General features: G+C 55.5%; 21 protein-coding genes. 1 reads left to right on the plus strand and 20 read right to left on the minus strand.

The features are described 5' to 3' along the window. Positions 1 to 6: 6 nt before the first annotated feature. The 11 genes from IEW12_RS01520 to IEW12_RS01570 all read right to left on the minus strand — a co-directional run bounded on the left by IEW12_RS01520 (position 7) and on the right by IEW12_RS01570 (position 12300). Positions 7 to 3030 (minus strand): response regulator, encoded by a 3024-nt coding sequence (locus IEW12_RS01520; RefSeq protein ID WP_188564232.1) that lies wholly within the window; start codon positions 3028 to 3030, stop codon positions 7 to 9. A 134-nt stretch (positions 3031 to 3164) separates the two neighbouring features. Then, positions 3165 to 4121 carry an ACP S-malonyltransferase gene (locus IEW12_RS01525; protein ID WP_229750850.1) on the minus strand — a complete coding sequence of 319 codons (957 nt, stop codon included), beginning with the start codon at positions 4119 to 4121 and terminating at the stop codon, positions 3165 to 3167. Beyond that, on the minus strand, positions 4094 to 5035 hold the full coding sequence (gene mdcB / locus IEW12_RS01530; RefSeq protein ID WP_229750851.1) for a triphosphoribosyl-dephospho-CoA synthase MdcB: 942 nt from the start codon (positions 5033 to 5035) through the stop codon (positions 4094 to 4096). Before mdcB ends, IEW12_RS01525 begins: the two co-directional genes overlap by 28 nt. Before the next feature lies 1 nt (position 5036). After that, positions 5037 to 5735: a malonate decarboxylase holo-[acyl-carrier-protein] synthase gene (mdcG, locus tag IEW12_RS01535; protein ID WP_188564233.1), complete on the minus strand. Its 699-nt coding sequence runs from the start codon at positions 5733 to 5735 to the stop codon at positions 5037 to 5039. Further along, positions 5716 to 6432, minus strand: coding sequence for a biotin-independent malonate decarboxylase subunit gamma (gene mdcE, locus IEW12_RS01540; RefSeq protein WP_188564234.1), 717 nt, complete (start codon positions 6430 to 6432; stop codon positions 5716 to 5718). The genes mdcG and mdcE overlap by 20 nt, the downstream gene beginning before the upstream one ends. Continuing rightward, positions 6429 to 7334, minus strand: a complete 906-nt coding sequence (locus IEW12_RS01545) for a biotin-independent malonate decarboxylase subunit beta (RefSeq protein WP_188564235.1) — start codon at positions 7332 to 7334, stop codon at positions 6429 to 6431. Before IEW12_RS01545 ends, mdcE begins: the two co-directional genes overlap by 4 nt. After that, positions 7331 to 7645, minus strand: coding sequence for a malonate decarboxylase acyl carrier protein (gene mdcC, locus IEW12_RS01550; protein WP_188564236.1), 315 nt, complete (start codon positions 7643 to 7645; stop codon positions 7331 to 7333). Before mdcC ends, IEW12_RS01545 begins: the two co-directional genes overlap by 4 nt. A gap of 55 nt (positions 7646 to 7700) precedes the next feature. After that, positions 7701 to 9365, minus strand: coding sequence for a malonate decarboxylase subunit alpha (gene mdcA, locus IEW12_RS01555; RefSeq protein ID WP_188564237.1), 1665 nt, complete (start codon positions 9363 to 9365; stop codon positions 7701 to 7703). Continuing rightward, positions 9366 to 10715 carry a TRAP transporter large permease gene (locus IEW12_RS01560; RefSeq protein WP_188564238.1) on the minus strand — a complete coding sequence of 450 codons (1350 nt, stop codon included), beginning with the start codon at positions 10713 to 10715 and terminating at the stop codon, positions 9366 to 9368. Continuing rightward, positions 10712 to 11284 carry a TRAP transporter small permease gene (locus IEW12_RS01565; protein ID WP_188564239.1) on the minus strand — a complete coding sequence of 191 codons (573 nt, stop codon included), beginning with the start codon at positions 11282 to 11284 and terminating at the stop codon, positions 10712 to 10714. The genes IEW12_RS01560 and IEW12_RS01565 overlap by 4 nt, the downstream gene beginning before the upstream one ends. Next, a complete protein-coding gene (locus tag IEW12_RS01570; protein ID WP_188564240.1) occupies positions 11281 to 12300 on the minus strand; it encodes a TRAP transporter substrate-binding protein in 1020 nt (339 codons plus the stop codon). The genes IEW12_RS01565 and IEW12_RS01570 overlap by 4 nt, the downstream gene beginning before the upstream one ends. 275 nt (positions 12301 to 12575) lie before the next feature. Between IEW12_RS01570 and IEW12_RS01575 the strand changes: the two genes are divergently transcribed. Next, on the plus strand, positions 12576 to 13241 hold the full coding sequence (locus tag IEW12_RS01575) for a GntR family transcriptional regulator (RefSeq protein WP_371874483.1): 666 nt from the start codon (positions 12576 to 12578) through the stop codon (positions 13239 to 13241). Between the two features lie 109 nt (positions 13242 to 13350). On the opposite strand, the gene IEW12_RS01580 is transcribed toward IEW12_RS01575, so the two are convergent. The 9 genes from IEW12_RS01580 to IEW12_RS01620 all read right to left on the minus strand — a co-directional run bounded on the left by IEW12_RS01580 (position 13351) and on the right by IEW12_RS01620 (position 23672). Beyond that, complete coding sequence (locus IEW12_RS01580; protein WP_188564242.1) at positions 13351 to 14982, minus strand: methyl-accepting chemotaxis protein; 1632 nt, start codon at positions 14980 to 14982, stop codon at positions 13351 to 13353. 159 nt (positions 14983 to 15141) lie between these two features. Continuing rightward, on the minus strand, positions 15142 to 15465 hold the full coding sequence (locus tag IEW12_RS01585) for a cytochrome C oxidase subunit IV family protein (protein ID WP_188564243.1): 324 nt from the start codon (positions 15463 to 15465) through the stop codon (positions 15142 to 15144). A gap of 8 nt (positions 15466 to 15473) precedes the next feature. Further along, complete coding sequence (locus IEW12_RS01590) at positions 15474 to 16160, minus strand: heme-copper oxidase subunit III family protein (protein WP_188564244.1); 687 nt, start codon at positions 16158 to 16160, stop codon at positions 15474 to 15476. Between the two features lie 21 nt (positions 16161 to 16181). Further along, positions 16182 to 16832, minus strand: a complete 651-nt coding sequence (locus IEW12_RS01595) for a cytochrome c oxidase subunit 3 family protein (RefSeq protein WP_188564245.1) — start codon at positions 16830 to 16832, stop codon at positions 16182 to 16184. Continuing rightward, entirely contained in the window at positions 16829 to 18595 is a 1767-nt protein-coding gene (locus IEW12_RS01600; protein WP_229750852.1) for a cytochrome c oxidase subunit I, read from the minus strand. Before IEW12_RS01600 ends, IEW12_RS01595 begins: the two co-directional genes overlap by 4 nt. Before the next feature lie 83 nt (positions 18596 to 18678). Beyond that, a complete protein-coding gene (locus IEW12_RS01605) occupies positions 18679 to 19863 on the minus strand; it encodes a cytochrome c oxidase subunit II (protein ID WP_188564246.1) in 1185 nt (394 codons plus the stop codon). Positions 19864 to 19976: 113 nt separating this feature from the next. Further along, positions 19977 to 20480: a hypothetical protein gene (locus tag IEW12_RS01610; RefSeq protein WP_188564247.1), complete on the minus strand. Its 504-nt coding sequence runs from the start codon at positions 20478 to 20480 to the stop codon at positions 19977 to 19979. A gap of 333 nt (positions 20481 to 20813) precedes the next feature. Further along, complete coding sequence (locus IEW12_RS01615) at positions 20814 to 22052, minus strand: DUF1501 domain-containing protein (protein WP_188564248.1); 1239 nt, start codon at positions 22050 to 22052, stop codon at positions 20814 to 20816. An 18-nt stretch (positions 22053 to 22070) separates the two neighbouring features. After that, positions 22071 to 23672 (minus strand): DUF1800 domain-containing protein, encoded by a 1602-nt coding sequence (locus IEW12_RS01620; RefSeq protein WP_188564249.1) that lies wholly within the window; start codon positions 23670 to 23672, stop codon positions 22071 to 22073. Positions 23673 to 23791 lie beyond the last annotated feature (119 nt).

Consider the following 23791-nt stretch of genomic DNA (forward strand, 5'->3'; position numbering starts at 1 on the left):
GAAAGCTTATCCGGCTTTCTTTTCATGCTTATCCAGCCAGACCTTGGCGGTGTCGATTGTCATGCTCAACTCTTTCTCCACCACTGCAAATAAGCTGTTGACCTTTTCATTCTGCTGACTGCGAATAGCCCCTTCCAGCTCCAGCGCCGCATCAACAAAACGGAAGTTGCCCAGTGTCCCTACTGAGCCTCGCATCGCGTGGAATATCCGCAAAACATCATCACGCCGGCCGTCTATCCACGCAAGATGGGCCTGCTCCATCGAACCGGGGCCATGCTCCGATATGCGGCGCATCACGTCCAACATCTGCTCGCTATGAGCGGGATTATTCTTGACCATCTCATATAATTGATCGAGATAGGAAACCTGTTCAAGCTGATGCTGGTCTTCCACGTTATCCGGCTCTGCATCCTTTGCCGTGACATCTGCAATAGCCATACCTTCAGGCCTGGTCGCCGCCGCAGGAAGATGTGCTGAAATGATGGCAAACATCTTTTCCGGGTCTATTGGCTTGGCGATAAAATCATCCATGCCGGAGGCAATGCAGCGCTCCCGCTCTGCCTCCATGACTCCTGCCGTCATGGCCAGCACAGGAAGAGTCAGCTTCAATTCGCCGCGTATCAAACGCGTGGCCGTGAAACCGTCCATCACCGGCATTTGCACGTCCATCAGCACCAGATCAAAGTCGCCGGCGGAGGTGCGTAGCAGGTCCACTGCCTGCTGCCCATCCTGCATGACCTTTACGTTAGCACCCTCCTGTTCCAGCATGGCTGTTGCCACGATCTGGTTCAAGCTGTTATCTTCGACCAGCAGCAGGCTCGCACCCACCAGCTTGCCTGCATTTACGAGGGCGGGGGCTTGCACAATAGGGGCCTTGCCATTGTGCACTTTGCGTGTCAATACCTCATGCACGATATCAAACAGGCTGGAACTGGTAACAGGCTTGATAAGGATTGCATCTGCTTCTACTACAGCGTCTGTACGCGCCAGCTTGGGGCGGCCGAAGGCGCTGACCATGATGATGACAGGCATATGCTCTTCCGGCAAAGCCAGCTTGATCGCCTGCATCGTGGCAAGCCCATCCATATGCGGCATTTGCCAATCGGCCAACACAACATCGTAATACCGCTGCTCGGCCTTGCAGGCACGTATCTTGTCCAAAGCCTCATCGCCGGACTCGGCATCATCTACTTCCCAGCCCCAGGAATGAATCGTCTTGCTCAGGTAGTCGCGGCTGGTGGCATTGTCATCCACGACCAGCAAGCGCAGTGCCGGCTTCGTAGTACTGCCTTCTGCCGCCATTTTTTTTGCCAGTTTAAAAGGAATGGTTGCAATGAATTCGCTACCCTTCCCCTGCTCGCTTCTTACTTCTATCGTGCCGCCCATCAGTTCCGCCAACCTTCTCGATATAGCCAGGCCAAGGCCCGTTCCGCCATAAATACGGGTGGTAGAGGTATCTGCTTGTGAAAATGCAGAAAATAATCTGGTCTGCTGCTCTGCCGTCATGCCTATGCCGGTGTCGCGTATGCAAAATCTCAGCGTGATAATGTCATCCTGCTCCGAGACTTTCTGCGCCAGCAGGGAAACTTCGCCCTTTTGTGTAAATTTGACTGCATTGCCCACCAGGTTGATCAGTATCTGCTGCAGTCTGGGCGCATCGCCGATGACGGTTCTCGGCACGCCGGGTTCTGTGCCTATGGCCAGCTCCAGCTCTTTCTCCCCCGCATTGACGGTCATGATGGTCGCCAGCATATTCAGCACGTCTCCCAGATCGAAGCTGGCGTTGGAAAGGTCAAGCCGGCCTGCCTCTATCTTTGAAAAATCCAGGATATCGTTCAGGATAGTCAGCAAGGACTGTCCCGACGCGCTGATCATATCCAGATATTTTTTCTGGCCGGCATTCAGCGGCGTCTGGGATAGCAAATGCGCCATGCCCAGCACTGCGTTCATCGGAGTGCGTATTTCATGGCTCATGTTGGCGACAAATTCGCTCTTGGCGCGACTGGCGCTATCGGCCTGAGTCTTCGCAATACTGAGGTCCTGCATCACTTGCTCCCGCTGCACCCAGAGCCTGGACAGCAGCCAGCAAAACACGCTGGTCACCACAAAAAAAGCAAATATGACAGCAAATGCCCATCGTGCCTGGCTATACCAGTCACGCAAATAGTCTTCACTTTTTGTTTCCAGACGCAGGTAAAACGGATATTTAGCCAGTTTGCGGTAGGCATTCAGGCTTTCCTTTGCATCGTGCTGCGCAAAGAACACCCCTTGTCCTGCCTGCTTTGAGAATTGATCGCTTAACAATGCCGCATCGGCTTTATTGCCAATCTGGATTTCGCTTTCCTTGCCATTTTCACGGCGGATCATCAATCCAAGATTATCGTCATAGATGCTGAGTACCGCGTTATTGGCCGGCGCCGTTCCCGCTGAAATTTGCTGAAAACGCTCTAGCAGGAATCCAACATAGACGACACCACCAAAACTGCCGTCAGGATGGTGTAGCCGCCGCGCCAGTATCACTCCCCATTTGCCGCCGACTTTTCCGCGTAACGGCTTGGTAATCACCAGCCCTGCCTGAGGATTGTCGCGTAGCTGCTTGAAGTAGTCGCGATCGGCGACATTGAAAGCCTGGGTACTCAGCTTGCCGCTGCCGACCAGAACATCGCCTTTTTCATTCGCAATCCTGAGCGCCTCCAGGTCTGGCTGCCTGGCAAATATACGGGCAATCGTTTTGCTTAATTCAGATTGGTCGTAAGAAGCATTGCCGCTTTGCTGCACGAATTGATCAGATACGGACAGAAAGGCAAAGTCCACCCTATCCAGCGAACTGGTAATATCCCGCTCCAGGATTTGCAGGTGGCTATTGGATTCTATGATTGCCCGTTGCTGGAATTGGTCCCAGCTTTGATAGAGCGAAAATCCCGCCAGGCAAAAGACAAGCAGATTGATAATAACTACTCCGGCAACCAGCCTAAGCTGCAGCTTGCGCGAAAAAGTCTGAGGCTCAGTCATCTGAAGTTCAGGGGTCACAAATTTCCTCTGTCATAGGCCATGCCTGTCCGTTGCCTATGATATCGCAGGAAACCGCGGAGTACGAGTTTTTGAAGGTGACTACAGGGCTAATTTACGACTAGCCTGACAATAAGACTCTACCAGCGCGGAGTTCAGGGATAAAACCTGTCAACCCATGCAAGCAGGCCGGCAAGGCTGCGAAAATCCCGCACCGAGCGGCAGGCAATGCCGGGATGTCGCTTTTGCAGCATGGATGACAAGGCTGCCCCAGGCCCAAGCTCCAGGGCGACGGTAATGCCCTGCTCTGCACAGCTATCCATGCAATCGGCCCAGCGTATGGTTTCCGTCAACTGCCTCAGCAGTTGAGTTTTTGCGGCATCTTGCCTGAATGTCAATTCAGCCCCTATGCCGGACATGACAGGAATGCCAGGATCACCAAATACTCTCGCTTCCAATTCCTTCTGGAAGCCGGGAACAGCGGCCTGCATTAGCGGCGTATGCGATGCAATTTCCACCGGAATCAGGGAGGTCTCCGCGCCAAGCTCATGGAAATCGGGAATGGCTTGCATGATGGATGCCGTCAGCCCTCCAATGATAAAACTGGCATCTCCGACGATAATGGCGACATACAAGCCATGCCGCTGCAATGTCTCTGCCAGGCTGCCAAATGCCAGCCCGCCCACCGACAGCATGTGCTGCGCACCTGTCTGCGCCCTTGCATTATCCATCAGCTTTGCCCGCACTGTAGCCAGTGCCAAAGCGTCATTGACAGACAAGGAGCCGGCTACAGCGTATGCGCTCAGCTCGCCTACGCTGTAGCCCATCACGAGCCTGGGCGCGGGCAATTTGTTCTTCAATGCGGACCACGCGGCGAGGCTTGCGGCAACAATCAAAGGCTGCGCATAGGTATTCTGGAATATCAGCTTGTCGTCCGCCAAAATTTCCTGCAGCGGCAGGTCCAGGTATTGCTGCAAATCCCACTCTTGCAATAAGGACCGGGCTTGTTCGTCCTGGCGGGCCAGTTCAAACATCAGTGGATATTGCGCTCCCTGCCCGGGACACAATATGGCCAGCCGGGACATTAGTCCGCCACCGCTTGCGAGATGCATTGCTGCAGCATGCAGGTGGCCGCCAGCAAATCAGCCGCTCCGCCGGGCGACAGGCGATGCTGCACAAACAGCTTGTGCACCTGTAGCGCGGTCTCCCGCCATTGCGGATTGCTTGTCGCCCCCTGGTCCAGAAATTCCTGTGCCGCAGCCTTGGCCAGAACTGCACCGGCGAGGCCGCCGCGATGGTATAGATTGGTATCGCTGATATGGGCGATCAGCGCAAATAGCACGTCCATCTGCGCCTCCTCCATGCCGCGTCCAGCATCGATTGCTGCATGCAGGCGCGGCAATGCAACTTCAAAGATGGAAGGAAAGCCCATTGCAGCTTCTTCCCTGGCACCGCTTGCGGCATACCGCTCTGCAGCCGCGCGACCATGCGACTCGGAGGTCACAGGCTCGGTGTGCGCGGCGAGCGCTTCGCCCCACTGTATCAATAGCACTGCTCTGACCGCTGCTGCAGTCAGCGTGATGCCTTGCGCCTTGCAACTGCCAATCGCCGCCGCCAGCATGCCCAAAGAAAATATTGCGCCACGGTGAGTATTGATGCCTGCGGTCGCCCGCAGCATACGCCTTTCGGCCTGGATGCCGAGCAGCTTCAATTCTTCAAAGTCCCGGGCCTGCATTCCTGCCAGGGTGACGTCGGCGAAATAGCGCCGCAAGGAAAACAGGCTGCGCACGAAAGTTGCCGCCGTCATATCCAGATGGCTGCCATTGTCAATCGGAGACACCAGCCCGGGCTTTGGATACAGCAGCAGCTCGGCATGCAAGCTGCGCAATGCAACCCGGGACACTTGCCCGGCGAAAGTCCGGTCAGTGCGCAAGTTCTGTAGCCGTCTGGATTTAAATAACTTACGCGGTAATGCCGCTGCTTCCGGCATCACGAATAAAGCCTTGTGCATTGCAGAGATTTGCACCTTAGCCTCCGTCAAGGTTTAACAGCAGTGATGACAGGGGCTGCAGGCTTACCCTATTCAGGCATTTGGACAAAACACGAGTGCCATTTACTCCCGTAGCGGCAATTCCTGCGGCCACCTCCTTCCAGGAAACCGCCTGCTCACCAGGGAAAATCACTTCGCCATCCAAAGGCAGGCGATTGCTGAGGTCGGCCAGCAAATCCAATCCCGCCTGCAACTGCTCGGAAGAGTCTGGGCGGAACAAGATATCGATATCCGAGCGGGGTGTCAGATATTGCATGCCGGTCAGGCGCTGCATAGCCAGCGAACCAAACACCTGCAGGCAAAAGCCTCTTTCTTTAGCCGCCGCATCCAGCAGAGCCAGGGCCTCCCTCCAGCGTTCTGGCGCGGAGGGAGCCGCATCCAGCAGGGATAAAGGTCTTTGCCGCCTGGCGACATGCTGCGCCCCAATGCTGAGTGCCATTCTTCGTTTGCTGCCGTCTATCGGGTCCGGCGGCAACGCCAGTCCCAGGCTGATTTTATGGTCCGGCGCTAGACTACCCTCTTCCCGCTGAGACGCCTCGTGGCGCCGTACAATGACAGGCCAGTCCGCCCCCTGCCACCGCCGTATCACCGGCAAGTCGGCTTCGCTAGCCCGCATGGCTAGTTGCTGCCAGCCATCACCGGACAAATAAACCAGGTCATGCCTCTGCAACATCATGCCCATCCACGATGGCGTCCATCACTCTTTGTGCCCACTTGCGGCCGCCGCGCTGCAAGCCCAGTGCGGCACGCTGGTCCACGCTGCCGGCGTCGCGTATGGCCTGTGCCAGCTGTGACGCATAATCCTTATCCCAGATCGCATGCAGGCCGCCCATGCGCACATAATTTTCAGGGCCGGGAGCGAATACCGGATTCTCTTTGGCCAGCTCAATCAGCAGTTCTTCCGGCACCTTGGTAATGCGTGCCATGGCAGGCAAGCCCATGACGCGTATAGTTGCATCCGGCAATGCATAGCAGGCGTCCGCCATCAAGCCGCTAGTAATAAAACCGCCCGAAAGCGCCTGGTCATAAACCAGGCCGATCACGATATGGCCCTGGTTGCGCGCCAGTTGTATGCATTTCCCCAGATGCGCCATGTAGCTATTGATACCCAGCATCTCATCCCTGTGCCGCAAGCGCTGCCCCTGAGTATCCACCATGATGACGATAGGTCTCTGCGGGTGCTCGCGCACGGTCTTGAGCACCGCCTGCGCCTGCGCCAGGGCAATCTCTATCCCTATCGGAGTATGTTCCGTGGTACCGATGACTGCCACGGTCGCTCCATCCACCTGGGCAGTGCCGGATAGAAAATTATTGCGCTCGGTGATCTCAAATCCTTGCGGAAACATCAGTGTGGCAAGAGTATTCCAGTTCATAGCGGCCTCCCTTGCCCGTATTGACTTGCCATGGCCATGAAGGCATCCGCTTCCAGCATCGCAAGCTGCTGCGGAGCCGGCACACCCATGGCAGCCCAGATCTCCATGGGTTCGTGCAATGCCCCGTAGTTTTCCAGCCGCTGCTCCAGCATCGCCTGTTCCTGAGACAGCTCATCCAGGCTCAATTCAACGCTGGCATGCGCGAGTTTGTCCAGCACGTCCAGCGCTGCCTGCCTGAACGCATTGATATCATCGGCTACCAGCATCTGGCAGTCGCCCAACAAGAAGCGGTGTTTGCCGCCAGTGGTGCGCCATACCAGTGCCTGGTCACGCGAATCGAATTCTTCTACCCCGTTTGCCGTTTCTATGACTTCCGGTCCCGACATCGCCAGCCGTGCTTCTTCAGACATGATGATCGCATTGGTGCAACGGGCAACAATACCCATACCGCCGAAACAGCCGTTGCTGCCGCCTACCAGCACGATGACAGGAATGCCCGCTGCGCGCACGTCCAGCACCGCGCGCATGACTTCGGATACAGCAATCAGGCCCGCATTGGCTTCATGCAGGCGTACGCCTCCAGTATCCAGCAGCATCAATACTGCATCCGGGCGCTGCACTATTGCGCGCCGCATCAGCCCTACCAGCTTGGCGCCGTGGACCTCACCGACGGCGCCGCCCATGAAGCCGCCTTCCTGGGCCGCCGCGTACACAGTTTTCCCTTGCAGCCGACCCTCGCCAATCACCACGCCGTCGTCAAACGAGGCCGGCGCATTCAATTGCGCCAGATGTGGACTGATCAGTTTTTGGGATGGCGGCAAGAATTCTTCGAAGCTGTCCAGCAAGGCGTGGACACGCTGTCTGGCTGTCGCTTCCAGGTAGCTATGAGATGAGGCGTTCATTTGCCATGCTCCAGATAGGCTTCCACTGCCTGGTCCAACCTCAGGCTGACCACGGCTGGGGTTGCACCCATGTCGTTGATTTCTATGCGTATGTCAGCCAGTTGCCAGCGTGACTGAAAATCTTCCATTACGGCTTGCCAGATTGAAGAAAAACCCAGAGCGGCGGTTTGCACGGAAATTTCGCAACCGGAGTTCAGATCCGCCGGACCGATCAACACTTCCAGATTGCCTGAGCTGACGACACCAACCAATTGCGAGGCCTGCGCTATTTTGCGCTGCCCTTGTTCAAACCTAAATAGCAGACTTTCCATCTTATGACTCCCATACTTGCTGACGTATTTCCGGCAAAACCTATTACTACTGGTACTACCAGTTCCTGAAGCGCTTCGGCGGCTGGTACAAGCCACCCGATGCACGTACCAGGTCTTTCATGCTTTTTGCCGCAAGCAAATCGCGTGTTGCGCTGCGCTTGTCTATGCCCAGGTCCTCGGCACGCTGGATAATGCCGCGGTCGCGCAGGTTTTCCACCATGCGTCTATCCCGCGCCAGCCCTACCGGCGTATAGCCAGCGACGCCGCGTATTGCCTGCTCGCGCTCTTCGTCGCTGCGGCACAGCAGCAGATTGGCGATGCCTTCTTCGGTCAGTATGTGGGTCACATCATCGCCATAGATCATGACCGGAGGGATGGCCATATTGGCCTGTTCCGCCAGCTTCCAGGCGTCCAGGGTTTCTACGAAAGCCGGTTGCATATGCTCACGGAAAGTCTCCACGACCTGTACCACCAGTTTTTGCCCCCGGGGAATCTGGTTCTTGCCGGCGCGAGCCTGCTGCCCTGCCTTCAGCCATGCCGCACTGGCGTGCCTGCGTCCGCGAGCGTCCGCACCCATGTTAGGCGCGCCGCCGAATCCGGCGATACGACCCAGCGTTGCCGTCGACGAATTCCCCTGTAAATCGATCTGCAGGGTGGAGCCGATGAACATGTCGCAGGCGTAGTGGCCAGCGGCCTGGCTCAAGGCACGGTTACTGCGCATGGAGCCGTCCGCGCCAACGAAGAAAATATCTGGCCGTGCGCGGATATAGTCTTCCATACCCAGTTCCGAGCCAAAAGAATGGATGGATTCGACAAAACCCGCCTCTATTGCAGGTATCAGGGCCGGGTGCGGGTTCAACGCCCAGTAACGGGCAATCTTGCCTTTCAGCCCCAGTGATGCAGCATAGGTAGGCAACAACAACTCTATGGCCGCGGTATCAAAACCGATACCGTGGTTCAGCCGCTCCACTTGGTATTCAGCGTAGATGCCCTTGATCGCCATCATGGCCATCAATATCTGTATCTCGGAAATCAGCGCCGGATCGCGGGTGAACAAGGGTTCTATGTAATGCGGCGTGGGTGCCTGCACCACAAAATCTACCCAATCTGAAGGAATATCGACGCGAGGCAGCTTGTCGACGATTTCATTTACCTGCGCGATCACGATACCGCCCTTGAAGGCGGTTGCCTCTATGATGGTGGGCGTATCCTCGGTATTCGGGCCGGTGTAAAGATTGCCCTGCCGGTCTGCCGCCTGGGCAGCAACCAGCGCAACCCTTGGGGTCAGGTCAACGAAATAACGGGCATACAACTCCAGGTAGGTATGTATCGCGCCTATATTGAGTTTACCGGCAGATGCCAGCTTTGCCAGCCGTCCAGATTGTGGGCCGGAGAACGAAAAGTCCAGCCTGGAGGCTATGCCTTTCTCAAATATGTCCAGATGCTCGGGCAAGGCCAGCACGGATTGCAGGATATGCAGATCATGTATTCTCGTGCTATCCAGCCCGGCCAAAGCCTTGGCAAGAAAATCCGCCTGCTTCTGGTTATTACCCTCTAGACAGACGCGGTCGCCCGGTTCCAGCACAGCATGCAGCAGGTCGGCGATACGTCCCGCCGGGAATATTTTCCCGGACAAGCCATCGCCCAACTGCTGCTGCGCTTTCTTCAGACGTACTGCCCTGTTCTGCTGCAGGGTATCCCAGATTGCAGGCGCATTCATTTATTTCACTCCCATTAACATGTCAGGAAAGGCGGTGGCAATCTGCGGAAAGATGCACAGCAGGATGACAGCAGCCAGCATCAACAGCAGGAAAGGAAACACGCCCCAGACGATTTCTTTCAGGGAAATATCCGGTGCAATATTCTTGATCACAAAGATATTCAAGCCCACAGGCGGATGTATCAGGCCCATTTCCATCACTATCGTCATCACCACGCCGAACCAGATCAGGTCAAAACCGGCAACCTTCAACGGCGGCAGGATAATGGGGCACATCATCAGGATGATGGACACCGGCGGCAGGAAAAAACCGAAGACGATTACCATCAACAAAATCACCGACAACAGCATCCATTTGGACAAGTGCAGATCTACCACCCATTGCGCGGCCGACTGGCTGATATGCAGATAACTCATCACATACGAATACAGCAAGGACATGCCGATGATAAACAGCAGCATCGTTGATTCCTTGATGGTCGACGTAATGAAAGGCGAAATCTGCTTGGGACGCCATACGCCGTAAACAATCGCGATCAATACCATGGCCAGCAATGCGCCCAGGCCTGCAGTTTCCGAAGGCGTTGCATAACCGCCGTACAAGGCAACCATGACACCGATCAGCAAGGTCACAAAAGGTAATACGCGCGGCAGCATTTCCACTTTTTGAGAAAAATTGAAATGCTCGTCGTCCAGGTAGGCCGATTTTTCACCACCCTGCTGATATGCCGCATAGGCGATTTTATATTCGCGCCGTGCCCGGTAAACCGCATAGCCGGAAAACAGCAGCACCAGCAAAATCCCTGGCCCGATACCCGCCAGGAACAAGCGCCCTAGCGATTGCTCGGCAGCGACTGCGTAAAGGATCATCGTGATGGACGGCGGCAGCAAAATACCCAGGGTACCGCCGGCCGCAATAATACCTGCCGCGAATCCGGGCGAATATCCACGCCTGCGCATTTCCGGAATGCCGGCAGAGCCGATCGCCGAGCAAGTCGCAGGAGAAGAACCCGCCATCGCCGCAAACATCGCGCAGGCAAATACGTTTGCTATTCCCAGGCCGCCCGGTACCTTATGCAGCCATGCATGAATGGCGGAATACAGGTCGCGTCCGGCCGGCGATTTACCTATTGCGGCCCCCTTCAGGATAAACAGCGGAATCGACAGCAAGGTAATAGAGGCCATCTCTTCATACACGTTTTGCGTGATGGTATCCAGTGAGGCTGCAGGCATGAAGAAGTACATGAAGCCGGTGGCAACCGCACCCAGCGCAAACGCGATGGGCATGCCGGAAAACATCACGATCAGGGTGACGATGCCATACAAGACACCAAGGGTCAGCGGATTCATGCGTGCCCCCTTGCCTTGGATGCCGCGCTGCTGGCCGTGATCGCAGCAGCAACCTGCACCAGTATCTGTACAGACAACAATGTCATGCCGAGCGCCATCATTGCGTACGGTATCCACAATGGCGGTGCGAAGGTGGAAGACGTAGTTTGCCCGTCCACCCAGGCCTCATGGAACAAAGTCCACGATTTCCAGCAAAAGAAGGCGCAGAATGCAAAGCTGAGCACATCCACCAGGATCAGGCGTAGCCGATTGATAAATGCAGGCAGCAGTGAAGACAATACTTCAATCCCGATATGGCCGCGATAGGACTGCACATAGGCGGCAGAAAAGAAAGTGACGCCTATCAGCATGAAGACGGAAGCTTCATCCTGCCAGTCCGTCGGCACCTTGAAGAAATAGCGTACCACTACCGAATAAGTCAGGATCAGCGCCGTGAACAGCATCGCCGCCATGGAGACGCGAACGATGGTCAGGTTGATCCAGTTCAGCACAGTCTGTATTCCCGCCACTGCCGGATTATCGGGCCTGGCCGGCCCCTTGGCGGGCTCCAGCTCAAAGCCGTGACTCATATCAGCTTCTCCGCCAATTTCAGGAACTTAGCGCAATTCTCGCTGCGGTCGGAATAGTCTTTCCATGCTGTCGTGCGGGCAATGGCCTGCCATTTTTTCACAGATGGCGCGGCCAGATCGACGACTTTGGCGCCTTTCTTTTCATACACGCTGGCCACCAGCACATCATCCTTTTTGGCTTCCTTGATTGCAAAAGCTTCCAGTTCCGCGCCTACTGCCATGATGGTCGCCTGCTGGTCCTTGCTCAATTTATCGAAGATGGCCTTGGACATCATCAAAGGCTCAAACATATACCAGTAGCTCTGGCCGCGGCCGCTGGTCAGGAATTTGGAAACTTCTTCCAGGCGGAAGGAGATCAAGGACGTTGACGATGTCATCGCCGCGTCCATGGCGCCGGTTTGCATTGCCGCATAAATTTCATTGGACGGCAGAGTCACAACCGCTGCACCCGCCGCTTTCAGCATCATGTCCACTTCACGCGAGCCGCCGCGTATCTTCATGCCTTTTGCGTCGTCCGGATCGATCATGGCCTTGGTGCGCGACGCCACGCCGCCCGCCTGCCAGATCCAGCTAATCAGGACGATGCCTTTGTCCAGCAGCAGCTTGTTCAGCTCCTTGCCTATCTCATTGGTTTTCCACGCTGCGCCTACCTCATAGGAAGGCACCAGGCCCGGCATCAGGCCGATATTTACTTCAGGCACTTCGCCGCCGGCATAGGACAAAGGAACTAGCGACAGGTCCAGTGCGCCTTTGCGCATCGCAGAAAACTGTGAATTGGTTTTCATCAAGGAAGAACCTGGATAAATCTCGAATTTCAAGGAACCCTTGCTGCGCTTTTCCACTTCTGCGGCAAACATGCGGCACAGGCGATCGCGGAAATCGCCTTCGGTCAGTGTTCCGCCAGGAAACTGGTGGGATATTTTTAATGTTGTAGCCTGAGCCCAGGCAGAAAAAGGGGAAATGAGCGGTGCTGCGGCCAAAGCGCTTAAAACGGTTCTTCTCTTCAAGCTTGTCATGTGTGTCTCCTAACAGGTTTGGATGGTTGCTGGTACGGGTTTATATCTTACGGATACTCATACTATAGAAAAAAAAGCATATCCTACAAGCAATTAATTTCTGGGTTGTGACTAATCCTATGACTCTCCGCTCTTCCCTAGCTTTATTATTTTGACTATATTTATTCATTAAATATGCCAAATTTTCTTTTATGTATACAAGATGGTACATCTTGCATCCTATGTCAATAAAATTATATACAAGTGGTAGAATAAAATAAAACACGAACCGAGACATGTCAAAAATGAAAAATCGCTCCGAAACCTTGCGCGAAACCATAGAAGAAATGATAGCGGTCGGCCAGCTTGCACCTGGCCAGCATCTGGACGAAGTGGATCTGGCCAACAAATTCGAGGTCTCGCGCACGCCTATCAGGGAGGCGCTGATACAGCTCGCGTCCATGGGTATCGTAGAAATGCGCCCGCGCAGAGGTGCATTGGTGGCCAAGATAGGCCCTCAGCAACTGGTGGAAATGTTTGAAGTGATGGCAGAATTTGAGGCCATGTGCGGCCGCATGGCGGCACGCAGGATGTCCGCGGACGAGCACGCAGAGCTATTGGCCGCCCATCAGGCGTGCAAGGAAGCGCGCGATGCATCCGACCCTGACGATTATTTTTACAAGAATGAAGTCTTCCATGGGCTGATCTATGCCGGCAGCCACAATAGCTTCCTGGCCGAGGAAGCCAATAAGCTGCACCGGCGCCTGCGCCCCTATCGCCGCCTGCAATTGCGCGTGCGGGACAGGCTCAGCACCTCATTTCATGAACACGACAATGTCGTACAGGCGATCATCAATGGCGACGGCGAACTGACCGCAGACCTGCTGCGCGGCCACATCATGATACAAGGCCAGCGTTTCGCCGACCTGATCGCCTCACTATCCAGACTGGAAGTGAATTAAGAATCCAGCAATACGCCGCCTGCAGTCTATCCACCTGGAGGTATAGCTCCAGCCCATGAGGGACTGGACCTATGTGCATTTATTTAGCCAGGCGCAAGCTGGCTTTGGATCAGGAAAGCGCTACAACCGCCGGCTTCCTTGCCATCGCCCGCATCGCAGATGCCGGCCTGGCTGCAGCACCGCCGAAACCCTGCTGATCCAGCTTGAAGGTATCAACCACATTAGCCAGCGAAGCGGCTTGGTCCTGCATGCTTTGCGCAGCCGCAGCAGCCTCTTCCACTAGCGCCGCATTTTGCTGCGTAGTGTTATCCATATCGGTAATCGCCAGGTTGACCTGCTCGATACCCGCACTCTGTTCTTTGGTGGCGGCGGTGATCTCAGCCATGATATCGGTCACGCGCCTGACACTGGCGACAATCTCATCCATGGTCGCACCGGCCTCATCAACCAGCTTGGCGCCAATGCCGACCTTCTCTACCGAATCGCCGATCAGCAATTTGATCTCTTTTGCCGCATCGGCCGAACGATGGGCCAGGCTGCGCACTTCGGACGCCACAACGGCAAAGCCACGCCCCTGCTCTCCCGCCCGCGCCGCTTCCACTGCCGCATTCAGCGCCAGGATATTGGTCTGGAAAGCAATGCCGTCGATAACGCCAATGATGTCCACGATTTTCTTGGCCGACTCGTTGATGGATCCCATCGTATCCACCACTTGCGACACTACCCGGCCGCCCTTGACTGCCACATCGGAAGCCGTCATCGCGAGCTGGTTTGCTTGTCCAGCATTCTCCGCATTCTGTTTTACGGTAGAAGTCAGCTCCTCCATCGATGCCGCAGTTTCTTCCAGCGAACTGGCTTGCTGCTCGGTGCGGGCCGACAGATCCAGATTGCCGGTAGAAATTTCACCTGCCGCGCCGGCAATCGCATAAGTACCGCTCTTGACCTGGCTGACGATATTGCGCAGGGCCTCGTTCATTGCATGCAATGCCTGCATCAGCTCGCCGATTTCGTCGCGGCCTGAAATATCGATAGCCGTGGTCAGATCGCCGGCAGCCACCCTGGACGCCGCATGGGTGGCATGCTTCAAGGGATTGGTGATGCTGCGCGAGATGATCACGGCGGCGACTATGCCTATCGATATCAGCAATACGCTCAACAAGATCATCAGCTTGGTGCTTCTATCATTGGCCTGATCGATCGCTGCTGCGGTCTGGTCTATGCTCTTGCGCTGCATGGATAACAATTCCATGACTTTCGCTTCGTAGTTTTTACTTGCGGGCAGGAAGCCTTCGTTATAAGCCTTTTCCGCCGCAGCCGCATCGCCGCCTTTACGTGCATTCATTACCTGGTCTTTGCCTGCCTGGTACTTGACGCGCAGGTCGACTATTTCCTTGTAAAGCGCTTTTTCCTCGTCCGTATTAAGCAGCGATTCGATACCCTTCATCGTATCGCTGCCTTTTTTGGTGCTGGCCGAGATCACTTCGCTAAAGGTGTTCGACAAGGTTTCATCCGTGCTGCGTGCAATCATGGACGTGCGCGCAATCGCCGAATAAATCAGCACATACCAGTCTGCGACCAGCCTTTCCTTGGCCAGCGGTTTTTCCATCATTTGCCGGGTTGCCTCGGCATTGCTGCGGGCATTAATCAGCGCAAATGATGTTGAGATGACAGAAAGCACCAGCACGATAGCAAAGCCGATCGCAAGGCGGGTGGAAATGCGTACATTGGTCAGGAAAGTCATGGCGTCTTGGAGAGCGAATGATGGAAGCTTTTATTATTGTCTGGCAGATGCCAAGCTGAGATGCATTGCTGCCTGGCAGCGATTGTGTCCTCTATTAAGGCTTTCCGCAAGGCTTGTCCGGACGACAAGCCTCATTCAAACATGTACCGTCCGCCATTATTATTTAAAGAACATCAGGCGCGTTGCCAGCGTGTAGTCGGCCTCTCCTGCCATCAATCCTATCAGCACCAGCAGCGCGCCCGGCGGCAGCAGAATCGCATAGATCAGTGCCAGCCTCTCCCATGCCATGTGCATGAACACCGCGACAATCAGCCCGGCCTTGAGCATCATGAAGATCAGGATCAGTCCCCATCGGATATAGCCTTCGAAATGAAAATAATCAACCAGATAAGACAAGGTGCTGAGCACAAACAGCAGCCCCCATATCTTCAGGTACATGCCTATGGGATGTGTTTGTCCGTGGGCGTTCGCGTTGGTAGACATGGCAGGCCTCACCAGAGATAAAACAATGCAAAGATAAATACCCAGACCAGATCGACAAAGTGCCAGTACAGGCCGGCGATCTCGACGATCTGGTAGTTGCCGCTTTTTTCATACTGCCCCTGCAATACCTTCCATGCCACTACCAGCAGATAGATCACGCCTATCGAGACATGCAGGCCGTGAAAACCGGTGATCATGAAAAACACCGAGCCAAATTGCGGCGCCCCCATGGGATTGCCCCAGGGCCGTACGCCCTCTTCCACGATCAGCTTGGTCCATTCAAAGGCCTGCATGCCGACAAAGCATGCACCCAGTGCGGCAGTTGCAAACATCAGCACGGCCGTACGCACGCGCTGGCGCTGATAGGCAAAATTGACGGCCATCGCCATCAGCCCGCTGCTGCTGATCAGCACAAAGGTCATGATCGCAATCAGGATCAGCGGCATTTCTGTGCCGCCTATGTTCAGCGCGAAGACATGGCTGGGATTGGGCCACGGTGCGGTGGTTGAAATCCTGACCGTCATATATCCTGTCAGGAAGCAACTGAAGACGAAGGTATCGCTGAGCAGGAAGATCCACATCATCGCCTTGCCCCAGGATATCTTGAAGGCCTCCTTGTCGGAAGACCAGTCTGCGACAAAGCCGCGCAGCCCGTCCTGCGCTGCGCCGGAAACGGACGAAACAGAGGTATTCATGGTTTTCCCCTCTCAGGCCTGCTAGGCCTGTATGCCGCAGATATAGCGGACAAACTCCGGCGACAGCCATCCAAATGCAGCAAATAGCACTGCCCATAATAACAACAGGAAATGCCAATAACGCGCGCACAATGCTATCCGCCACGCTATCTCACCGACCCCCTCGCGCCCTACCGTAAAGCGCATGGAAAAACGCATGGCCAGCAGCCAGCACACTAACCCGCCGGCAACATGCAAGCCGTGCATCGCCGTTAGCAGGTAGAAAAAACTCCCTGCGGGGTTGCCCGCAGTGCGTACCTGCATCCCCAGCAAAACTTGCCAGACCCAGAACTGCGCCAGCAGGAAGGCGAAAGCAAAGGCACCTCCCGCAGCCAATAGCTGGCGGCTTGAAGTCACGCTCCCAGCCCTGGCTGCCGCTGTGGCAGCTTGCATTGACAGACTGCCCGCGAGCAGCAAGGCTGAACTCAACCATAGTTGCCACGGCATGCCTAGCTGCGACCAGTCCGGCCCGGTCATGCGCATGATATACGCCGCCATGAACAGCCCGAACAAGGCGAAGGCAACCAGCATGAAGACCCATAGGGCAACGCTCAGCGTTGCTCGTTTGCTGATGCGTGGCAGTTCCGCAGAAATAGGCGATGCATCGGCGGTAAAGACAGCGGATTGATTCATGCCGGTACTCCTCTTGGCTCGCCTTCGTCATGCTCAAAGACACCAGCTTCCGGCGGCGCATTTTGCGCAATGAAGTCTTCGCGAGCACCGGGCACACTGTATGCATAAGCGCCGCGATAAACCACCGGCAGATGCGCGCCCCAGTTGCCATGCACCGGGGGCGTGTCTGGCGTCTGCCACTCCAGCGATGCGGCGCGCCAAGGGTTGGAGGGAGCCTTCTTGCCGCGGAAAGCGCTCGATACCAAGTTATAGACAAACACCAGCTGGACCATGCCCACGAAGATGGCAACCACGCTGATGAACGAGCTCAGTGTATGCGCCGATTGCGGGATGAACTGGTAATTGTCGAAATTATAGTAACGGCGCGGCATTCCCAAAATGCCCAGGTAGTGCATGGGAAAGAAGATCGCGTAGGTGCCGAGAAAGGTCACCCAGAAGTGGAATTTTCCTAACGTGTCGTTCAACATGCGGCCGCTGACTTTCGGATACCAGTGATAGATGCCGCCGAACACGGTCAGAATCGGCGCTACCCCCATCACCATATGAAAGTGGGCAACAACGAAATAGGTATTCGACAAGGGGATATCCACGCTGACATTACCAAGGAACAAGCCGGTCAAACCGCCGATCAGGAAGGTACTGACAAAGGCTAGCGCAAACAGCATGGGTACCGTCATGTGGATGTCGCCTCGCCATATAGTCAGCACCCAGTTGTAGACCTTGATGGCGGTTGGCACTGCAATAATCAGCGTACTGGTGGCGAAGAAAAAGCCGAAGTACGGGTTCATGCCGCTGACAAACATGTGATGCGCCCAAACCACGAAACTCAGCACACCGATAGCCACAATCGCCCATACCATCATCTTGTAGCCGAAGATGCACTTGCGCGCATGCACACTCAGCAGGTCGGAAACAATGCCGAATGAAGGCAGCGCCACGATATATACCTCTGGATGCCCGAAAAACCAGAACAAATGTTGGAACAGCAAAGGGCTGCCGCCCTGATGGCCTGTCAATTGTCCCATCGACAAAATAGCGGGCATGAAGAAACTGGTGCCCAGGGTTTTATCCAGCAGCATCATCACGCCGCTGACAAACAAGGCTGGGAATGCGAGCAAGGCCAGTATGGTTGCCATGAAGATGCCCCAGACCGTCAGCGGCATGCGCAGCAATGTCATGCCTTCCGTACGGGCCTGCAGAACTGTTGTGACATAGTTCAGGCCGCCCATAGTCGCCGCGACAATAAAGATCAGCAGCGACACCAGCATCAGGATGATGCCGCCATCATTGCCCGGTGTTCCCGGCAGGATGGTCTGTGGCGGGTACAGGGTCCAGCCGGCGCCGGTAGGCCCGCCGGTGACGAAAAAGCTTGCCATCAGCACCAGTACGGAAAGCAGATAGACCCAGAAGCTCAGCATATTCAGGTAGGGAAAAACCATGTCGCGCGCGCCCACCATCAGCGGGATCAGGTAATTGCCGAAACCGCCGAGAAACAATGCCGTCAACAGGTAGATCACCATGATCATGCCGTGCATGGTCATGAACTGATAGTAATGCGTGGGATCGATGGCCTCAAAGCGCCCCGGGAAACCCAACTGCAAACGCATCAGATCAGACAGGATCATGCCTACCAGCCCGACCAGGATGGCCACGCAGGTGTACTGGACCGCGATGACCTTGTGGTCCTGGCTCCAGACATACTTGGTCCAAAAACTCTGTGGAGCGTGATGCTCATCGTCCATACTGGCTGCGCCGTAGCTCATGCTGTCCTCACTTGGTTACTCTAAACGTCCGGTATCAATTCTTTCAATCTATTTGTTACGTACAATTACAGCTATTGCGGCTGTCATTGCTTCTTGTTCAGCGGGCTGCCATAAGACTGGATATAGGCGACCAGTGCCGCCAGCTCGGTGTCGCTCATCTCTATTTTTGGCATGATGGGTGCGAATCCCTTCACTGTTTTTGCGGTCGGGTTGCGGATAAAGTCTTTCAAATACGCCTCATCCACCAAAGCCGTGCTGCCGTCGGCCATGGTTTCGGTTTTTCCATACAGCCCCTTCCAGCTTGGCCCTACCCCCGCGCTACCATCCAGTGTATGACAGGCCACGCAGCCTTTGGATTGACTCAGCGCTTTGCCTTGCGCCACCAGGTCCGGTACGGCCGCAGTTCCAGCGGCCGGAGGTGAGCTTGCGACACTGGTCGCAACGGGCGACGCCATGCTGGTAGCAAAGGTCGGCTGCGCCTTCAGCCAGGCCTTGAAAGTAGCTTCATCCTCCACTACCACATAGCCGCGCATATTGGCATGGCCCACGCCGCACAGTTGCGCGCACATTGCTTCATAGCGCCCTGCCTTGGTCGGCGTAAACCAGAAGGTAGTCACCATGCCGGGTACGATATTCATCCGCGCGCGGAATGGAGGCACAAAAAAATCATGCAGCACATCATTGGAGCGCAGCAACACCTTGACCGGCTTGCCAAGCGGCAGATGAACCTCACCGCTGTTAATGATCACATTATCGTGCCCGGCCGGATCCTTGGGGTCAATGCCGAACGGATTGCTGGTGCTGATCAGGTTGACATTGGTTACACCCAGCTTTCCGCCGGGGCCGGGAAAGCGAAAGCGCCACTGCCACTGCTGGCCAAGTATTTCCAGCACCTGCGCATCCGGCGGCGCCTTGACATAATCGGCATACACGAACAGGCCCGGGGCCAGCAAGCCGACAATACCTATCGACGTTGCGATGATCAGCCATCTTTCCAGCTTCTTGTTCTCAGGCTGATAAGCAGCCCTGTGGCCGGAATGGGCGTCCATTGGTGCTGCATTTCCTGGCTTGTGGCGAAATTTCACCACCGCATAAGCGAGGAAAAAATTGATGACAACGAAGAAGAATCCTGTGATCACCAGCGTGATCAGCAAGGTATGGTCCATGCGGTCCCAATTGGATGCCAGCGGCGTCAACCACCAGGGACTGATGAGGTGGAACAATAGCGAGGCGACGACAATCACGATGAGTGCTATGACCATGGCCATATCTATCCTCTTCTCCGCAAACAAGGTAGCGGGATGTCATGCATAAGCAAGCGAAAGACGAACTGTCTTTCGCTTACAGGGAGTAATTTTTAATTGTGCAGCCAGAGCGGCGATTAATCGTCCGACCTGTATCTTTCCAGTTGCCTGTACATGACTGCGGCAGTCATACCGAACAGGATGTGGCTCAGCATCACTACGCCGTTTTGCATTTCGGCAAACCAGGGATAGAAACTCACCATGCCGTAGAAATTGAATGCATACAGCAGCAGGCCGAATATGGCACCGGTTAGCAAGGACATGCGTATGCTGGAGTCAAGATGGAATGGCGCGATGATCGCAGCCAGAATGGCGCCAAAGATGGCACCCAGTACATAGTGGATAGCCAAGGCAGCGATAACCACGCCCATACTGAAAGTGGTCGATTGCAATACGTCCGGCCCCATCAGTATCGCGGCGACAAGATGCGAGGCAGCCCAGGGACTGACATTGATAATGACTGTCGACCAGAACAATTCCATCACCATGACCACAGCACCGGCGACAAAGCCGGACACCGCCGCCGCAGTCCAATCAGGAGTGCGGGCGACATAATGATGGGAATGCATGCGAAGTTCCATAGCTGTCTCCTAAAAAGCGGAATAATAATTTTTCGGCTTGATATGGACGTGCAACAAAGCTTGCGCCAAACAAAGATTAGCTGTGTCGTACGGGCGTCGGTTGAGAGGCATGCCGTCAGATACGTTCAGGTACTGTCGGGCAACTGTGGGCGCCAGGAAAGCCGTAGTGAATTCAGTTTAGGATAAATTTTGCCACATGCAAAGCGGGCAATTCTGCTGCAGTGCGCCAAAGCGCGACAGGCGCCAGCAGGCGGTACAGCCAACTGATGCGGCCAGCCTATCGATGAGAAGTCATCAATAGGCTGGCCGCGGTTTGATCGCAAAAGCTAGCGCTCAGGCAGCAAACAAATGAAGACCTGAGCCGGTTTGCGGCATTGCAGGAAAGACTTGCGCCAGGTGATTGTCCGGCAAGCGCAGATGCCTCTCGCAGACCTGCGCCAATACGGAGCGGAAATCGGTGGTCACCGGCACATCCCGCCCCTCGTACAATTGTGCATTGGCGAGGCCGCGCCAGTCTCCATAGACTTTGCCGCCGGCGATATTGCCACCCAGGACCCACATCACGTTGCCATGCCCGTGGTCGGTGCCGCCATTGCCGTTTTGCTTTACGGTACGGCCAAATTCCGACATCACTACTATCGTGGTGTCGTCAAACATGGGGCCAAGCTTGCGGGCCAGAATGGCCAAGCCCTGCCCCAGCGGGCTGAGTCTGTTGGCTAGCTGGCCTTTTGCCGAACCCTGGTTGGCATGCGTATCCCAACCGCCCAGTGCCATGAAGGCTATCTGTATCTTGGGGTCGTTGCGCATCAATGTTGCCAGCCGCGACGCATCGTCGGGGAATCCATTTGGTAGTGGAGCGCCGCCGTTTGCCATCTGCATTTCATTGTCCATCGACGCCGACATCATCTCTTTATGGGCTGACTTTGAGTCTTCAAAGGCGCGCGCATACTTTTCATTGCCCTGATATAGCTGATCAAAGGCGCTACCCACCTGCGGCCTGTCCAGCACATTGGCCCGGGTACCCGCTGCGCCTGCGGCAAGATTGGTCGCAGGCGCGCTGCCGGTCAGAATGCGCGGCATCACAGGGCCTATGCTGATGGCACGGGTTGGCGTCAGGGTGCCGGGTAAATTACCCAGTAGGCGGTTCATCCAGCCATCCTGCGTGCTCTTGCGGCCGGGAGTGGCCGACTCCAGATAGTCTTGCGCATCAAAATGTGAACGCGTTGCATCGGGAGAGCCGCTGGCATGCACGAAGGCCAGTTTCTTTTGCTGCCACAAGGGCTGCAAATCGACCAGCGCCGGATGCATGCCGAAATACCCATCCAGGTCCAATGCACCATTGTCCTGCCCGGGTCTGCCCAGCGCGATCGTCGGACGCAAGCGCAGGTAGTCGGCATCGCCATAGGGCGCCACGACGTTCAAGCCATCTACGGCGCCGCGCAGCATGATGACAATCATTTTTTTGCCGTTGTCGGCAGTTTCCGTATTACTGATTGCCCAGGCCTGGCGGCCCACCGGTGTCGCCAGCCCCGCTCCGACCGCGCATGACAACAAGAAATTTCTGCGTTTCATCTTATTTCTCCAGGAAAATCAGTGTTGCATGAAGTCAGGACTACCCAGCAGCATCGCGGCCCGCAAAGCTTCAGGGTTATTGGCAATGACGTCGCGCGTGCGGGTGGAAATCACCGTCCCTAAGGCTGCCATCAAATTTTGCGAATTCAGCGGCGGCATTGCTTGTGCATTCGGCTTGTCCGGCCCATCTGCCTGTTTTTCCAGTTGGCGCTTGCCCATCTTGTCACCTTCATCCACTGCCTTGTTCAAAGGCAGGCGGCCGGTTGCCATTGCGGTAGCGAAATTGATGCGGCGGGTCAGCGCATCCGGGTTCATCCACGCGGCCTCGGTGTTCTTGTAGCCGTCGGGAGTTTGGCATCCATACAAAGGCATGCCAAGCTGGGACAACGTGCCCAGCAAAGGCCGGATGTTGGTCACCGGCATTTCAGCAGCACGCGCAGCTGAAATGACGAATTGATAAGGAGTTTTGTATTTGGCGGCGAGTACGCTGTCATCCATGAACTCAGGGCTCTTGAACAGCGTCTCCAGTACGGCACGTATATTGCCGCCGGACTCCAGGTAGCGCTTGGACATCCTGTCCACCAGCGCAGCGGGAGGATTGTCCTGCACAAAGTATTGCGCCAATTGATAACTCAGATGGTGCGCAGTGGCAGGGTGCATGGCCAGCACATCCAGTGCGAACTCGCCCTCGCGCTGGCCCTGGGCGTTTATGTGCCTGCCCATCCACTCTTTGCTGCCATTGTCGTGCCGGTCTGCATCAAACTGGAAAGTGCGATTATTGCGTATCAGATCTCGCGGTTCGAAAGTCCAGCCGGTCAGCATGCGGGCCAGTTCAGTCACGTCTTTCTGGGTGTAGCCGCCATCCACACCCAGGGTGTGCAGTTCCATCACTTCGCGCGCAAAATTTTCGTTCAGGCCATTGGCTTTTGCCTTCACTCCCTGCGCAGCGTTCCTGCGAAATCCACGGGGCTGATAATCGGCCGACGTAGACAGCCAGTTGTCCAGATAGAACAGCATCGCCGGGTGCTTGGCGGTAGCGCCCAGCAAGTCACGGAAATTGCCGAAGACGTAAGGACGTATCGCATCTCTTTCATAACTGGCGACCAATGCCCTGTCCAGGCCCTTGCCGGAAAAAACATTGAAATGGTTGAACCAGAAGTCCACCATGACCTCTTCCAGCTGGCGCGGGCTGTCTATTGCGCGTGCAATGCGCGCCTCTGCGGTTTGCTCCACGATGCGGCCTATCAGTTCACGGCGCTTTTTCTTGGCTTCGTCGCTGTCATCCTTGGTCAGCTTGAGCGCAGCCTGGTATTCATACAGTACCTGCCCGGCGCTTTCATCCTGCACATCCAAAGCTTTCAGCCGACTGTTCAAGCTAGCGGGCAAAGGAAGGGAGGACGGATTCAATTGCTGCTGGATGTAGCGGTCCACGCCCATTTGCTGCACACGTTGTATATCACCGGGCTTGGGTCCGTAGCCAAGGCGATTAAGAACATGTACAGCTTGTTGTTCAGGAGTTAATTCCGCTGCTTGGGATGGCAAAGCAGTGACGGCAGCAATGCTGCTGACGGTACCAACAGCACCGATAAGTGCAAGGATCCGCCTGGTGGCGAGCTTCATGATGAGCCTCTGATTATTATTAAAGTAAAACGGCTATGAGAAAAACCATCAACATCGATTCATCAATATCAACATCGGAATCGGTTTCTTTCATATTCTGCCGCCGCAAGCCGGCGCAC

The organism is Parundibacterium terreum, assembly GCF_014636315.1.
GTDB lineage: Bacteria > Pseudomonadota > Gammaproteobacteria > Burkholderiales > Burkholderiaceae_D > Undibacterium > Undibacterium terreum.